At 66.7% G+C, this 14,154-nt stretch carries 11 protein-coding genes; 5 read left to right on the top strand and 6 right to left on the bottom strand.

What is annotated here, in order from left to right; translation table 11 throughout:
* Window position 1 precedes the first annotated feature (1 nt).
* The 5 genes from NMG10_RS01855 to NMG10_RS01835 all read left to right on the top strand — a co-directional run bounded on the left by NMG10_RS01855 (window position 2) and on the right by NMG10_RS01835 (window position 5,491).
* Window positions 2-868 carry an isochorismatase gene (locus NMG10_RS01855; protein WP_254463659.1) on the top strand — a complete coding sequence of 289 codons (867 nt, stop codon included), beginning with the start codon at window positions 2-4 and terminating at the stop codon, window positions 866-868.
* Complete coding sequence (gene dhbA / locus NMG10_RS01850; protein WP_232856206.1) at window positions 868-1,617, top strand: 2,3-dihydro-2,3-dihydroxybenzoate dehydrogenase; 750 nt, start codon at window positions 868-870, stop codon at window positions 1,615-1,617. The genes NMG10_RS01855 and dhbA overlap by 1 nt, the downstream gene beginning before the upstream one ends.
* 80 nt (window positions 1,618-1,697) lie before the next feature.
* Window positions 1,698-2,993, top strand: a complete 1,296-nt coding sequence (locus NMG10_RS01845; protein WP_274235405.1) for a histidine decarboxylase — start codon at window positions 1,698-1,700, stop codon at window positions 2,991-2,993.
* Window positions 2,994-3,420: 427 nt separating this feature from the next.
* Complete coding sequence (locus NMG10_RS01840) at window positions 3,421-4,488, top strand: GNAT family N-acetyltransferase (protein ID WP_254463657.1); 1,068 nt, start codon at window positions 3,421-3,423, stop codon at window positions 4,486-4,488.
* A gap of 19 nt (window positions 4,489-4,507) precedes the next feature.
* Window positions 4,508-5,491: a fatty acid desaturase gene (locus tag NMG10_RS01835; protein ID WP_232856204.1), complete on the top strand. Its 984-nt coding sequence runs from the start codon at window positions 4,508-4,510 to the stop codon at window positions 5,489-5,491.
* A 111-nt stretch (window positions 5,492-5,602) separates the two neighbouring features.
* Here the strand turns inward: NMG10_RS01835 and NMG10_RS01830 are convergent, their stop codons facing one another.
* From NMG10_RS01830 to NMG10_RS01805, 6 genes are all read right to left on the bottom strand, one after another.
* The gene (locus tag NMG10_RS01830; protein ID WP_254463655.1) at window positions 5,603-6,943 is read right to left on the bottom strand and encodes an LLM class flavin-dependent oxidoreductase; all 1,341 of its coding nucleotides are present in this window, start codon (window positions 6,941-6,943) and stop codon (window positions 5,603-5,605) included.
* The gene (locus tag NMG10_RS01825; protein WP_254463654.1) at window positions 6,930-8,474 is read right to left on the bottom strand and encodes an MFS transporter; all 1,545 of its coding nucleotides are present in this window, start codon (window positions 8,472-8,474) and stop codon (window positions 6,930-6,932) included. Before NMG10_RS01825 ends, NMG10_RS01830 begins: the two co-directional genes overlap by 14 nt.
* Window positions 8,475-8,687: 213 nt before the next feature.
* Window positions 8,688-9,437 (bottom strand): tRNA-dependent cyclodipeptide synthase, encoded by a 750-nt coding sequence (locus NMG10_RS01820; RefSeq protein ID WP_096050126.1) that lies wholly within the window; start codon window positions 9,435-9,437, stop codon window positions 8,688-8,690.
* Window positions 9,438-9,442: 5 nt separating this feature from the next.
* Complete coding sequence (locus tag NMG10_RS01815) at window positions 9,443-10,219, bottom strand: 2OG-Fe(II) oxygenase (RefSeq protein ID WP_050705786.1); 777 nt, start codon at window positions 10,217-10,219, stop codon at window positions 9,443-9,445.
* Window positions 10,220-10,453: 234 nt separating this feature from the next.
* Complete coding sequence (locus NMG10_RS01810; RefSeq protein ID WP_254463652.1) at window positions 10,454-11,353, bottom strand: aliphatic sulfonate ABC transporter substrate-binding protein; 900 nt, start codon at window positions 11,351-11,353, stop codon at window positions 10,454-10,456.
* Between the two features lie 321 nt (window positions 11,354-11,674).
* Window positions 11,675-14,125: a TonB-dependent siderophore receptor gene (locus NMG10_RS01805; protein ID WP_232856200.1), complete on the bottom strand. Its 2,451-nt coding sequence runs from the start codon at window positions 14,123-14,125 to the stop codon at window positions 11,675-11,677.
* Between the last annotated feature and the right edge of the window lie 29 nt (window positions 14,126-14,154).

Genomic DNA, 14,154 nt, shown 5'->3' with positions numbered 1-14,154 from the left:
CATGACCATTCCAACCATCCACGACTATGCCATGCCACAGCGGGCCAGCTACCCGGCCAACAAGACCCAGTGGCAGCCCGACCCGGCCCGCGCCGTGCTGCTGATCCACGACATGCAGCGCTACTTCCTGCGTTTCTACCAGCCCGACGGCGCCCTGCTCACCGCCCTGGTGGACAACCTGTCGCGGCTGATCCAGTGGGCCCGCAAGCAGGGCATCCCGGTGGTCTACACCGCCCAGCCCCATGAACAGCCGCCCGAGGACCGCGCCCTGCTCAACGCCATGTGGGGCCCGGGCCTGCCGGCGGCCAGCCCCGAGCAGCAACCGATCATCGACGCCCTGGCGCCGCAGCCGGGCGATACCGTGCTGACCAAGTGGCGCTACAGCGCCTTCCAGCGCTCCGACCTGCTCGAGCGCATGCGCGGTTGGCAGCGTGACCAGCTGCTGATCGGTGGCGTGTACGCTCATATCGGCTGCATGATCACCGCCGCCGACGCCTTCATGAACGATATCCAGGCCTTCCTGGTGGGCGATGCGGTGGCCGACTTCTCCGAGGAGGAGCACCGTCTGGCCCTGAAGTACGTGGCCACCCGCTGCGGCCATGTGACCGACACCGCCACCCTGCTGACCCAGCCCGCGGGCGAAACCACCCGTGACTGGCTGCACGGCCGGGTGCGCCAGATGATCGAGGACGACAGCGACCTCGACCCGCAGGAAAGCCTGATTTTCTACGGGCTGGACTCGCTGCAGGTGATGAAGCTGGCCGCCGAGCTCAAGCAGCGCGGCATCGCCGTCAGCTTCGAGGAGCTGGCCAACGCGCCGACCCTGGATGGCTGGTGGTCGCTGGTGCAAGCGCGGGGTGCCGCCTGATGGCCATGGCCCGTTTCACCGGCCGGCGCGTGCTGGTCACCGGTGCCGCCAGCGGCATTGGCCGCTGCGTGGCGCAACAGTTTCTCGACGAAGGCGCCGAGGTCATCGGCCTGGACTGCGAGGAGGCCGACGTGCCGTTCCCGCTGCTGCATGTCGACCTGACCGACCCGGCCGATGTGCAGCGGGTCTGCGACCGCCTCAAGGAGCAGGCGCAGTACCTCGATGTGCTGGTCAATGTCGCCGGCGTGCTGCGCCTGGGGCGCAGCGACGAAGTGTCCTGCGAGGACTGGCAGCGCTGCCTGGATGTCAACGTGAGCGCGCCGTTCTACCTGATGCGCCAGTGGACCCCGGTGTTCCGCCGCCAGCGCCGCGGCGCCATCGTCAATGTCGCCTCCAACGCCGCCCACGTGCCGCGCCTGAACATGGCCGCCTACTGCGCCTCCAAGGCCGCTCTGGTCAGCCTGAGCCACTGCGTGGGCCTGGAACTGGCGCCCTATGGCGTGCGCTGCAACGTGGTCTCGCCGGGCTCGACGCGCACGCCGATGCTCGCCGGCATGCTCGGCGACCCGGCGCTCGAGCGCCAGCTGGTCGACGGCCTGCCCGGGCAGTTCAAGCTCGGCGTGCCGCTGGGCAAGATCGCCACGCCCGACGACATCGCCAATGTGGTGCTGTTCCTGGCCTCCGAGCAGGCCGGCCACGTGACCCTGCAGGATATCGTGGTCGACGGCGGCGCCACCCTGGCCGCCTGAGCCTGATGCGGCACTGACAAGGACTTTCACCCGCACCGCGCTCGGCCCTGGCTGGCCGAGCGCGCACCATGGAGCTGGACATGACATTCTCACCCGCCAACCACAAGCGTCTCGAGGCTTTCTGGCAATACTGCCTCACCCACCAGTACTTCAATGTCGGCTACCCCGAGTCAGCCGACTTCGACTACAGCCTGCTGCACCGTTTCATGCGCTTTTCCATCAACAACTGCGGCGACTGGAACGAGCCCAGCAACTACCTGCTCAACTCCTTCGACTTCGAGCGCGAGGTGATGCGCTACTTCGCCGAGCTGTTCCACATCCCGTTCGAGGACAGCTGGGGCTACGTCACCAACGGCGGCACCGAAGGCAACATGTTCGGCTGCTACCTGGCCCGCGAGCTGTTCCCCGCCGCCACCCTCTACTACTCCAAGGACACCCACTACTCGGTGGCCAAGATCGTCCGCCTGCTGCGCATCAAGGCCCAAGTGGTGGAGTCCCAGGCCAACGGCGAGATGGACTACGACGACCTGGTCGCGCGGATCGCCGCCGACGGCGAGCGCCACCCGATCATCTTCGCCAATATCGGCACCACCCTGCGCGGCGCCACCGACAACATCGCCACCATCCAGCAACGCCTGGCCCGGGCCGGCATCCGCCGCGAGGACTACTACCTGCATGCCGACGCGGCCCTGAGCGGCATGATCCTGCCCTTCGTCGACGCCCCCGAGCCCTACTCGTTCGCCGACGGCATCGACTCGATCTGCGTCTCCGGACACAAGATGATCGGCTCGCCGATGCCCTGCGGCATCGTCGTGGCGCGGCGTGGCAACGTCGAGCGCATCTCGGTGGAAATCGACTACATCAGCGCCCGCGACCAGACCATCAGCGGCTCGCGCAATGGTCACACGCCACTGCTGATGTGGGCCGCCCTGTGCAGCCGGTCGCGGGAGGACTGGCGCGCACGCATCCAGCGCTGCCTGGATCTGGCCCAGCACGCGGTGGACCGGCTGCGGGCGGCCGGCATCGAGGCCTGGCGCAACCCCAACTCGATCACCGTGGTGTTCCCCTGCCCCTCGGCCAGCGTGTGGAAACGCCATTGCCTGGCCACCTCGGGCGACACCGCGCACCTGATCACCACTGCCCATCATCAGGACAGCGCACAGATCGACGCCTTGCTCGACGAGGTGATCGCTGACCTCAAGTCTCGCAACAAACCGCCAAGCCGATCCCCGCTGCAAGGCCCCCTGATCGACGGCCTGGGCAGTCACACCAAGGTCTACAGCACGGCTGGGCAGCCCCTGCCGGAGCGGCTGCAGGGCCATGCAATGCCCGAGCGCGACAGCGGCCTTGCCCGCCTCAAGGGCAGCGATATCTGAACGCAGAGTCATCCATACGGCCACTTGTATGTAAGCCTGTTCCTACAGCGTGTCACCTGGGGACCTTGCGTGCCGAAAAACAGGGGGCGGGCCTGCCCGCCGCCTCGGTACCGTGACGGGGCACCGCGTTGCAGACACCGGTCGCCCCCCGTTTGACGGCCCATGGCGTGGCTCTATAGTCCGTTTCCTGGCAGCGGCAAGGATTTCCGCTGGCCTTGGACAAGAACCCGCCATGTACAGGAGTCGTATGATGGCCATGCTCACGGATGACGCACCCTCGCCTCACCCTCTACACACATCACCCAGCCGCGCCGACCTGCGACGACATCCCCGTCACTGACCCCTGCACCCACCCCGCCACGTGCCTGTGACCCGCCTTGGGCGGTCACTGCATTCGTTCGCCTTCAATAAAGACAAAAGGTGCGTCATGACTGCGACCCGTTCGCCGCAAACGGCAGTTGCGCCGTTGCCGGAAACCGAATCACTGCGTTATCGCCCGGCCAGCCCCGCCGATATCGAAGCCCTCGCCGCGCTGTTCCAGCAGGTGTATGGGCAGACCACCCACCCCTGCCAGAACCCGGGCTATATCCACTACTCCATGGGCAGTGGGCAACAACAGTGGTTCGTTGCCGAGGCCCAGGGCCAACTGCTCGGTTGCTGCTGCATCGCCCGTCGCCCCTGGAACCGCTCGTGGGAAGTCTGCCACGGGGTCATCCACCCCGATGCGCGAAGGACCGGCGCCATCTCCAGCCTGATCCGCCTGGGCTTCGAGACCCACCGGCCCGAGCCCGTGGAACTGGGCTTCTACATCACCCGCAACATCGCAAGCCACAGCGTCATGAACAAGATCCGCCCCGCCGTGCTGGTGGGGCATGACGGCGGCCCGGACACGGTCGACGGCCTGCGCGAATATCACCTGACCGCCATCCAGCCGGTGCTCCAGGCCGGTTTTGTCCATGTTGCGCCCTGGTACGTGACCACCCGCGCCGCCGACTTCGTCCGCCGCCTGCTCTACCCCGCCCTTCGGCTCGGCGTCACCCCCGGCAGCTACCCGGAGACCTTCCTGAGCGGCCCCACCGGCGCCGAACGCCATGGCCAGCTCAGCTACACCCACGATCCCAAGGCCCGCGCGCTGATGCTGTCGGGCCAGTGCGGTTGCTACCTGTCAAGCCAAGCCGTGCTGGCGGAACTGGGCGCACTGCTGCGCCAACATGCGCAGGCCGAGTACGTCAGCCTGGTGATCCTGGCCGACAAGCTCGAACTGCTGGCCAGCCTGCGCCGCCTGGGTTTTGCCATCACCGCCTACCTGCCGGCCTGGCACCTGGAGAACGGCACGCGCTACGACTGCCTCCAGCTGGTGTTCCAGGACTTCGACGTGGCGCCGCGCAGCCACGGCTTCGACGACGACATCGCCCGCTTCGACCTGGCCTACGCGCACCTGGCCAACAACCTCTGCAGCCTTCCCGCAGCCCCGGCTTCCCGGGCCGCCAGCTAACCGATCGGAGTTTTTGCAAGTGACCAAGGACCAATGGCTTAGTGTAAGAAAACAGATCCCCGACGGCGCCCGGGAACCCTGGACCGTGATGCTCTGGGTCGCCGACCTGCTGTTGTTGGCGGTGGCCTGGAACCTGTGGCTCGCCGACTCCACCGCCCTGCAGTTGCTGGGCCTGGCGCTGGCAGGCCTGGCCACCGTGCAGCTCTACCTGATCATGCACGAGGCGACCCACGGCGCCGCCTCGGCCAACCGTCGGCTCAACGACTTCATCGGCCACTGCGACGGCTGGCTGATCGCCTTGCCGTTCCTGGTCCGTCGGCGCTTCCACATGGCCCACCACACCTGGACCGCGCACCCGGTGAACGACCCGGAGAACCGCGGCATGATCGAGCGCTTCTCGGTGATGACGAAAAAGCAGGAGCGCACCCTGGAGTTCGTCTGGAAGCACTGGATCCCGATGATCGCCGCCAACCATTTCCTGCTCAACTGGCGCGCGCCGTTCATTGCCCGGGCCAAGGGCGACAGTTCGCCGAGGATTCTCAAGGAGATCCGCTTCGCCCGCCTGTACCTGGCCGGGTACCTGGCGGCGGCCGTGCTGGCCTGGAGCCTGGGGCACCTGCTGGACCTGGTGCTGTTCTACGGGATCACCTGGGTATTCCTGTTCTTCATGGTCGAGCTGCTCAACCTGCCGCACCATGCCGAGGCGCCGTTGCTTGCGCGGGACGCCGACCGCCTGCAGTTCTGGGAGCAGGACGGCGTGTCCCATGACTGCAAGGACCTGCCGCTGTGGTCGCGCTATGTGATCCTCAACTTCAACCTGCATATCGTCCACCACGCCTTCCCCTCGGTGCCGTGGTACCGGTTGGCCCAGGTGCAGAAGCTGCTGAGCGAGCATGAGGTCGGCCATGCGCCGTCGCAGACCCATGAGTGGGAGTTCGCGGTGAAGAACCGGCGGCGGCCGTTGTTGCAGCTGATGGGGCATTTCTTCGATCAGCGGGGTTGAGCTGCCCCTCCGGGTCAGTACAAGTATTCGTGGGAGCGGGCTTGCCCCGCGATAGCGTCACTTCGCTAATGACGCCATCGCGGGGCAAGCCCGCTCCCACAGGTGCCATGCTCAGTTCGAAAAATGGCGATTGGGCACATACCGCAACCCCAGATTCTCCCGCAACGTGCGCCCCTCGTACTCGCGCCGGAACAACCCCACCCGCTGCAACTCGGGCACCACCTGCCCGACAAAATCATCCAGCCCACCCGGCAGGTGGGTAAACAGCAGGTTGAAGCCATCCGCTGCCCCCTCCTCGAACCAGCAGGCCATCTCCTCGACGATCTGCCCCGGCGTGCCCACCAGCAGCCGGTGCCCGCCCGCGCCGAGCCTGGCCAGCAACTGCCTGGCGGTGGGCCGTTCGCGGCGGATCAGGTCCACCACCAACTGCTGGCGGCTCTGGTGCCGCTCGGTCAACGGCAAAGGGTCCGGCAGCACCACCGGGGCATCCGCCGGCAACTGCTCCAGGTCGATGCCGATGTCCAGCAGGAACGACAACGCCTTGAGCGCCGCCTCCGGATCCACCAGCGCCTGCAGTTGCTCGTGCTTTTCCTGGGCTTCGCTGGCTGTGCGCCCCACCACCGGTGCCAGGCCCGGAAACACCAGCAACGACTCCGGCTCCCGCCCGGCCAGGGCCAGGCGCTGGTGCATGTCGGCGTAGAACGCCCGGCCCTCGTTCAAGGTCTGCTGGGCAGTGAACACCAATTCGGCGCTGCGCGCCGCCAGCGCCCGGCCGGCCTGCGAGGAACCGGCCTGGGCAATCACTGGCCAGCCTTGCAGCGGCCTTGGCGCATTCAAGGGGCCCTGTACGCGAAAATGCTCGCCCTGGTGGTCGAGCACCCGCATGCGCGCAGGCTCCAGCCAGGTACCGGAGGCTTTGTCCAGCGGGAAGGCATCGTCCGCCCAGCTGTCCCAGAGCCCGGTGACCACATCGAAGAACTCCTCGGCGCGGGCGTAACGATCAGCATGGGGCAGGTGCGCCCCCTGGTTGAAGTTCTCGCCACCGATCAGCGCGGTCACCAGGTTCCAGCCGGCGCGGCCACCGGACAAGTGATCGAGGGAGGCAAATGTGCGGGCAATGTTGTACGGCTCGTTGAAACTGGTGTTGGCGGTGGCGATCAGGCCGATATGGCGGGTTACCACCGCCAGCGCCGGCAGCAAGGTCAGCGGATCCCAACGCAGGCTGTAGGCGCTGCTGCGCAGCACCCGTGGGTCCAGCTCGCCGACGGCGACGTTGTCGTTGAGGAACAGCGCGTCGAAACGCCCGCGCTCCAGGGTCTGGGCGTACTGCCGGTAGCGCTCGAAGTTGATCGAGGCATCGGCGTCGGCCTGCGGATGTCGCCAACTGCCGGCGTGAGCGCCGGCGCCGGAGAGAAAGGCGCCCAGCCGCAGGCGGCCGTCACGCCTTGCCATGGCTGGGCTCCTGGGCGGGTACGGTTGCCTTCTTCGCTCGCAGCAGCAGGGTCACGCCACCCCAGACCAGCAACAGGCTGACGGCGAGGAACACCATCAGCGCCTGGTAACCGTCGAGGAACGCGGCATGCACCCAGCCCTGCAGGACATCGTCGCCCTGCCCCAGATGCTCGGCCAACAAGGTCGCACCCTGCTCCGGGGCAGCCGCCGCCCGGGCCAGCCAGTCGGTCTGCACGGGCACGCCGCTGGCGGCGGACAACGTATCGGTGGCCACCGCCCGGTACAACCCTACCCCCACCGCCAGCCCTAGCCCACCGCCGACATTGTGCAGGGTCATCAGCGAGCCCATGGCCACCGAGCTCACCTGCTGCGGCACCGACGAGATCCCCAGCACCGTCGAGGGTCCGAGGATGCAGGCCCAACCCAGCCCCATTACGGCGAAGGCGCCCAACAGATGCACCAGCGAGGTGTGCTCGCCGAATGCTGCCTGCAGTACGGCGGACAGCACGAACAACAGCAGCCCGGCCTGCACCAGCAGCGCCGGGCCCTTGCGGTCCACCAGGCGGCCCACCAGCGGCGACAGCAACGCCACCCCGAGCGTTGTCGGCAACAACAGCAGGCCGCTGGCCTGCACGCTCTCGCCACGGATCAACGCCAGGTACAGCGGCATGACGAAGAATGCCACGCAATAGAACACCGCCAGGCCGAAGCTGGCGGTGACCGCCGCGACGAAACGGCGGTTGGCGAACAGGCGCAGGTCGATGATCGGTGCATCGACCCGCAACTCGACCCCAACGAAGACCAGCAAGGCGAGCAGCGCCACCGCCAGCAGGCCCAAGGTATTGGCCGAGGTCCAGCCCCAAGCGGCGCCCTGGACGATCACCAGCACCAGGCTCGGCAAGCCCACCAGCAACAGCAGCGCGCCCAGCCAGTCGAGCCGCGCGCCCTCCTCGCCGGCCCGCGACTCGTCCGCCGCCACGGCGATGATCGCCAGGCTCAGCAGCACGAACGGCACGTTGACCAGGAAGATCCACTGCCAGCCGAAGGCGCTGGTGATCAGCCCGCCCAGCACCGGCCCCGCGGCAAGACCAATGCCGTTGACCCCGAACAGCACGCCGAAGGCCTTGCCCTGCTCCTCGCTGGCGAAGGTGGCCGCGACGATCGCCCCCGACGCGGTGTACAGCACCGCGCAGGCCAGGCCCTGGGCGACCCGGGCCGCCACCAGGGTGTCGATGCCGGTGGCCAGCCCCGCCGCCAGCGAGGCCAGTCCGAACACTCCCAGCCCGATATTCAGCACCCGTCGGCGGCCTTTCAGGTCGGCCAGCCGGCCGACCAGCACCATGGCGCTGGAAAGCGCCAGGATGAAGCCGTTGATCACCCACTGCAGGCTGTCCACCGAGGCGCCGAGGTCGGCCTGCAGCGCCGGCAGCGCGGTATTGACGATGGTGAAGTCGACGCAGCCGAGAAAACTGGCGATGCTCACACCGAGCAAAGCCCACCATTTGCGTTGCTGTTGCGCAAAAACGCCCATGGAAACTCCTGTTCCGGATTTCAGAGTGAAGGCCATCATCCGTGTGGCGTGGGGCCGGGGTTGCTAGGCTTTGTACAAAAGTGCCTGCGCGACGATCATGCTGCGTTGAAAACAGGCTCGGAATGCTCATTGACAACCAGTCAACTCCGCTTCCTCGCCTGTTTTCGCCTTGCCTGATCGCCGCTCGGCTACTTTTCGTACAAACCCTAAGGTTCAGATGGCAATGGCGCTGGCGGCCCAGGCCGGATGCGCCGCTCCTGGCAGGGTGAAGGGAATCGGGATGCCGCGCTTCTTGAACTTCAGCGGCAACCAGTGCACCCGCTCCGGCGCGTGCGGCTCGACCAGCAGGCGCCGGGCGGTGGCCATGGCATCGGTCATCTGCTGCGGGTAGATCACGTAGTCGTACCCCTCCTCGGCCCACTGCGGCAGGATGATCGGCACCTCCTCGAGGATGTACTCACGACATTGGGCGGCAGCGCGCTCCAGGTCCGCCTCGGGGTCGCGCAATCGCAAACGCTCGATGAACACGCCGATGGTCGCCTCGATGGCGCCGCGCAGGTCCTCGCTGTCGCGGTACAGCTGGTTCACCTGCTGGCGCAGCTCGGCGTAGCGGTCCGAGGCCAGCTCCTGGTTCCAGCGGCTGATGCGCACCGGCGCCTCGAGCCCGGCCAGGTACTTGCGATTGCGCGCCAACCACGCGTCGCCGTCGCGGATCGACGCCGACAGCGCCTCGCCCGGCGACTTGCCGTGCTTGTTGTGGCGCTGCAGGGTGTCGGCCACCACCACCTTCACCTGGCTGAAGCCGGATTTGTTGATCAGGTGCACGGTGGAGCTGAGCTTGTGCTCCTCGTGGTATTCCTGGCCCACGCTGACTGCCAGCACGCAGCGCTTGCCGGTGAAGTCCAGTTCTTCGCCACCCTTGTTGAAATAGGCTTTGAGGTTGATCGCTTCCACATTGCTCATGTCGCTTAGCTCCAGTAGGCCAAAGGCTGGTCGTCGCCGAAATAACCGATGAATACGCCGAGGGTGACCCGGGTGCTGGTGGCCGAAGGGCGCACCGCGTGGATCAGCCGCGGGTTGAGGAAGATCAGGTCGCCCGGCTCGGGCTTGACCACCAGGTCCGGCGGCGGCAGCAGGTGGCGCTCGATGCCGTAGGCGCGCTGGCCACGCAGGCGCTGGTACTCGGCCTCGTCCGGGTGCAGGTTCCAGATCTCCAGCTCGCCGCCGTCCTCGGGGATCTGCAGGTAGATGTTGGTCGACAGCTGGGTGAGCAGCCGCGGCTGGTGGTCGGCCGGGGCGTTGCGCGCCAGGTCGTCGGTATGCGGCGTGAGGTCGACATTGTTGCCCTGGAAGCGGGCAATGCCGACGAAGCACTTCTGCCCGTTCACATCCAGCAGCCGCGCCCCCTTGGGCCAGACCTCGTCGAGCAGCAGGCGCAGGTGATCGATGGGCGACGCCAGCGGGCCGAAGGCGCTGCGGATCTTGCGGATGTTGCCGATGGCCTGGCCGTGATACTCGGCGCGGCTGGCTTCGTCCTTGATCTCGATATAGGCCTTGCCCAGGCGCACGAACTCGGTCTGTTCGCTGAAGGCGCCGCGCAGTTCGTGATGGCTCAGGCGCTCCAGGGCCAGTGCCACGGTATCGGCGGGTGCGAAGCCTTTGATCAGGATGCCCAGTGTGCGGGCGTGAATCACATCGTCTAACTGTGCGGCGGTCAACTCCTCGACCGTGGTAATTGTCAGCATGAACACTCCCTCGCCTATTCCTGAACGGTTTGACTGCACCTGTGATGGGCGGATAACCGGCGACATCCGATGGTCGCCAGGCCATCTTCAACAAGCGGCAAGCGCTTGTGAAATATCGTTTTTCTCTAGCATCAAAACTTTTTTCAAAATATTACATAGCAACTTCAACCATTATCAGCAATGCGCATGAACATTATAAAAATGACAACTTGGTTCATGCGTTACGGGTAACTTTTACTGAACTTTCGGCGCCTCATTGAACTGCGTATCCACCTGTTGTTCGGCAACGAAGCCCGGACCGATCACCCCCTCGTCCCGGTACAGCCGGGCGGTGTCGGCCAGGTCCCTGACCAGGGCGTCGTCCACTGCGACCCGGCGTGGCTGTGAATAGCGGTTCGAGCGCAGGTGCACTTCCAGTGGCAGCCCGCTCTGGCGGGCCTGGATCGCCGAGAATTGCTCGACATGAGCGTTGGCCCAGTCCCAGGCGCGGCCGACCCGATGCAGGAAATCCCGCAGTTGCGCCGGCTTGTCGCGAATCGCCGCGGGGTTGGCCACCAGCAGCATGTTGCCGGCGAACAAACCTTCGCCGCTGACCAGCACCCGCGTGCCGCCTTCGAGCTGGACCATGCTGGTGTACGGATCCCAGGTGGCCCAGGCATCGGCGCCGCCGTTGGCCAGCAGGCTGCGCGACTCGCCCGGCTGGAGGAACACGAACGTGGCGTCGCGGCCTTTATGGCCGCTGGCGCGCAATGCGGCCAGCGCCAGGTAATGGCCGATGGAGCCACGGGTGGTGGTGATGCGCCGGCCCACCAGCGACGCCGCGTCGGTCAGGGGTGAACTGTCGGGCACGACGATTGCCACCGCCGTGGGCGTCACCTGCAGGCGCACCACCCCGACGGTCTTGAGCCCGGCGCCGGCCGCCGTGGCGAACACGAACGGCGCGGTGCCCAGGGTGCCGATATCCACCGCGCCGGCCGCCAGGGCTTCGGCGGTGGGCGCGGCGGCGCCGAAGGCGGCGAACTCCAGGGGGTATGGCACATCCTCGAGCTCGCCGGCGGCCTGCAGCAGCACCTGCAGCGAGTTCTTCTGGCTGGAGACGCGCAGGGTTTCTTCGGCGTGTGCGATCCCCAGCATCAGGCACAGCAACCCCGCCAGGATGTAACGCCCCCTGAATCCCGTGGGAGCGGGCTTGCCCCGCGATGCAGGCAGCGCGTTGGATGGCACCGGCTCTGCCGGTGATCGCGGGGCAAGCCCGCTCCCACGCTCAATCATGCAGGAAACTCCCATGGCTGGCCGGCGTGTGACACGCCCGGCACAGCAACACGCCAGCGAGCCACGCCCCTGTGGGAGCGGGTTTACCCGCGAATGGCACACCGCGGTGGATGGCACCGGCCATGCCGGTGTTCGCGGGTGAACCCGCTCCCACAGGAAAGCCGTCAGCTTCGCGAGTACCCATCAGAACGCCAGGCTCACACGGCCGTAGTAGTACCCCCCACCCAGTCCATAAGGCGAGAACATGCCGTACTCGTAGGTCCCGGCCCAGGGCACGATGCCGATCTTGTCCGGGTACTTGTCGAACAGGTTGTTGGCGCCCAGCGCCACTGTGATGTTCTGGGTGAGGTCGTAGGCCACGTCGATATCGGTGATCCACTTGGCGCCGTAAGTTCGGTCGTTGGCCGGGATGTTCGAGCCTTCGGTGTACTCGCCGTAGCGGGTCAGGGTCAGGTTCACCGTCCAGTCGTCGACCTTGTAGTTGCTGTTGAGGATCCACTTGTCCTTGGGTGTGGCCTTGGTCAGGTCGATCTGCTGCTGGCGGTCGAACAGCACGTAGCCCGCGCCCAGGCTCGACAGGCTCGCCGGGGTGTCGGCCAGGTCGCGGATGCTGGTCTTGTTGTGGTTGTAAGCCAGGCTCCAGCGCACGGTGCCGTACTCGGCCAGCGGCTGGCGATACTCGGCCACCAGGTCGACACCCTTGGTGCGGGTATCGGCGGCGTTGGCAAAGTATTGCCCCGAGAGGTCCGGCGACAGGCCGTTGGCCACCAGGATGCTCGACACGGCGGGGCCGGTGAGCACGCCGGTCTGCAGGATGCGGTCGTCGATGTCGATCAGGTAGAAGTCGGCGGTCAGGCGCAAGCGGTCGGTGGGTTCGGCGGTGAAGCCCAGGCTGTAGTTGCGCGACTTTTCCGGCTCCAGGGTCTGGGCACCCAAGGCGATGGCCTCGGGCGAGCCTGGGCGCATCTGCTTGGTGCGCGCCGTGCTGGTGCTGCCGCCGGCGCCGAAAATGGTCACCGAACTGGTCGAGGAAAACACGTTCTGCGCCAGCGACGGCGCGCGGAAGCCATTGCTCACCGCGGCCCTGACCGCATAGCCCGGCGCGAACTCGTAGCGGGTGGTGAACTTGCCGCTGACGGTCTCGCCGACCTCCTGGTTGTAGCGCTCATAGCGCAGGGCGAAGGCGCTGTACCACTGTGGGGTGAGGTTAATACCGAAGTCGACATAGGCCGCGCCGCTGTGGCGGATCATCTGCCCGGCGTCCTCCGGGGTGGTGCCGTTGACCGAGAACAGCCCCGGGTCCGGGCGCCGCCCGGCCAGCGGGCCGCTGGGGATCACATAGTCGCCGTAGTTGTAGGAATTGGGTTCGCCCTCGGTAAGCTCGTACTTCTCCCAGCGGTACTCGACGCCGAACGAGGTTTCCAGCGGACTGCTCCAGCCGATGTCCAGGGCCCGGCTGAAATCCAGGTTGGTGGTCCACTGGTCGAAGATCTCGTCGGTCAGGTGAAAGCGCCGCTGGCTCAGCAAGGGGTCGTTGGACAGGTTGAGGTTGTTGTCGGTGTACAGCTTGGCCTTGTCGCGGCCATAGGTGGTCGACAGGTCCCAGTCCCACTCGGCGGCCAGGCCCTTGAGGCCGGCGAGCACTTGGTAGTCGGTCTCCTCCACTTCGCGGGTGGCCTGGCCGCCTTTCGGATAAGGCGCGTTGGGCAGCCAGTTGGTGGCGGTGATGTCGGTGGGCGCGCGGTGGCCGAGGACTTTCTTGCCGTCGCGGTAGCTGAGGGTGGAGAACGAATACAGCTTCAGTTCCTCGCCCAGCGGCAGTTCCAGGTTGTAGGCGCCACTGTAGGTGCGGTCGCGGCCCAGGCCGTATTCCTCGCCCCAACCGTGACGCTCTGTCAGGCGCGGGTCGGGCTGGCCGTTGGCCAGGGTGGTGAAATTGCCGCGCACGGCGCCGGCGCGGTCGTAGGGCTCCTGCACCTTGGCGTCGAACGACAGGTTGAGGAAGCCGCCGTCACCCAGGCCGAAGCCGGCATTGGCCGCCTCATGGCCGCTGGTGCCGTCGCCGGCGTAGTACTGGCCGAGCGAACTGTCGGAGGTGATGCCCTCGGCATCCTGCTTGAGGATGATGTTGATCACCCCGGCGATGGCGTCGGAGCCGTACTGCGCCGCCGCGCCGTCGCGCAGCACCTCGATGCGCTCGATCGCCGCGGTGGGAATCAGGTCGAGGTCCACCGGCACCGCGGCGGTGCCGACCCGGGCGTTGTTGTTGATCATCGCCGTGTTGTGCCGGCGCTTGCCGTTGACCAGGATCAACACCTGGTCGCCGCCCAGGCCGCGCATGCTGATGCCGCGCACCAGGAATGCAGTGCCGCCGCCGTTGATGGTCGGCGCGTTGAACGAGGGCAGCAGGCGCGTGAGCATGTCCTTGAGGCCGTTCTGGCCGCTGGTGCGCAACTGCTCGCCGGAAATCACGTCCACCGGCACCGGGCTGTCGGTCACGGTGCGCTGCTGGCTGCCGCGCACGCCGGTCACCACCACGGTGGACAGCGCCGGGTCTTCGGCGGCCATGGCCTCGCCAGCCAGGCTCAGGGCCAGGGCGGTGGCCACGGGGGAAAGCTTGAAGGTCTTGGGCATCTGCGGATATTCCTTGTGGCGACCATGGC

This window comes from Pseudomonas sp. DVZ6, assembly GCF_024259445.1.
Lineage (GTDB): Bacteria > Pseudomonadota > Gammaproteobacteria > Pseudomonadales > Pseudomonadaceae > Aquipseudomonas > Aquipseudomonas peradeniyensis.
The sequence above is the reverse complement of the archived record's forward strand: the minus strand, read 5'-3'. Positions and strand labels throughout refer to the sequence as shown.

What these genes read in the sequence shown, in the direction of transcription:
- NMG10_RS01815 (WP_050705786.1), bottom strand. Translation starts at nt 10,219, where the DNA reads ATGCTGACAATTACCACGGTCGAGGAGTTGACCGCCGCACAGTTAGAC.
- NMG10_RS01825 (WP_254463654.1), bottom strand. Translation starts at nt 8,474, where the DNA reads ATGGGCGTTTTTGCGCAACAGCAACGCAAATGGTGGGCTTTGCTCGGT.
- dhbA (WP_232856206.1), top strand. Translation starts at nt 868, where the DNA reads ATGGCCATGGCCCGTTTCACCGGCCGGCGCGTGCTGGTCACCGGTGCC.
- NMG10_RS01805 (WP_232856200.1), bottom strand. Translation starts at nt 14,125, where the DNA reads ATGCCCAAGACCTTCAAGCTTTCCCCCGTGGCCACCGCCCTGGCCCTG.
- NMG10_RS01845 (WP_274235405.1), top strand. Translation starts at nt 1,698, where the DNA reads ATGACATTCTCACCCGCCAACCACAAGCGTCTCGAGGCTTTCTGGCAA.
- NMG10_RS01820 (WP_096050126.1), bottom strand. Translation starts at nt 9,437, where the DNA reads ATGAGCAATGTGGAAGCGATCAACCTCAAAGCCTATTTCAACAAGGGT.
- NMG10_RS01855 (WP_254463659.1), top strand. Translation starts at nt 2, where the DNA reads ATGACCATTCCAACCATCCACGACTATGCCATGCCACAGCGGGCCAGC.
- NMG10_RS01830 (WP_254463655.1), bottom strand. Translation starts at nt 6,943, where the DNA reads ATGGCAAGGCGTGACGGCCGCCTGCGGCTGGGCGCCTTTCTCTCCGGC.
- NMG10_RS01840 (WP_254463657.1), top strand. Translation starts at nt 3,421, where the DNA reads ATGACTGCGACCCGTTCGCCGCAAACGGCAGTTGCGCCGTTGCCGGAA.
- NMG10_RS01810 (WP_254463652.1), bottom strand. Translation starts at nt 11,353, where the DNA reads ATGCTGGGGATCGCACACGCCGAAGAAACCCTGCGCGTCTCCAGCCAG.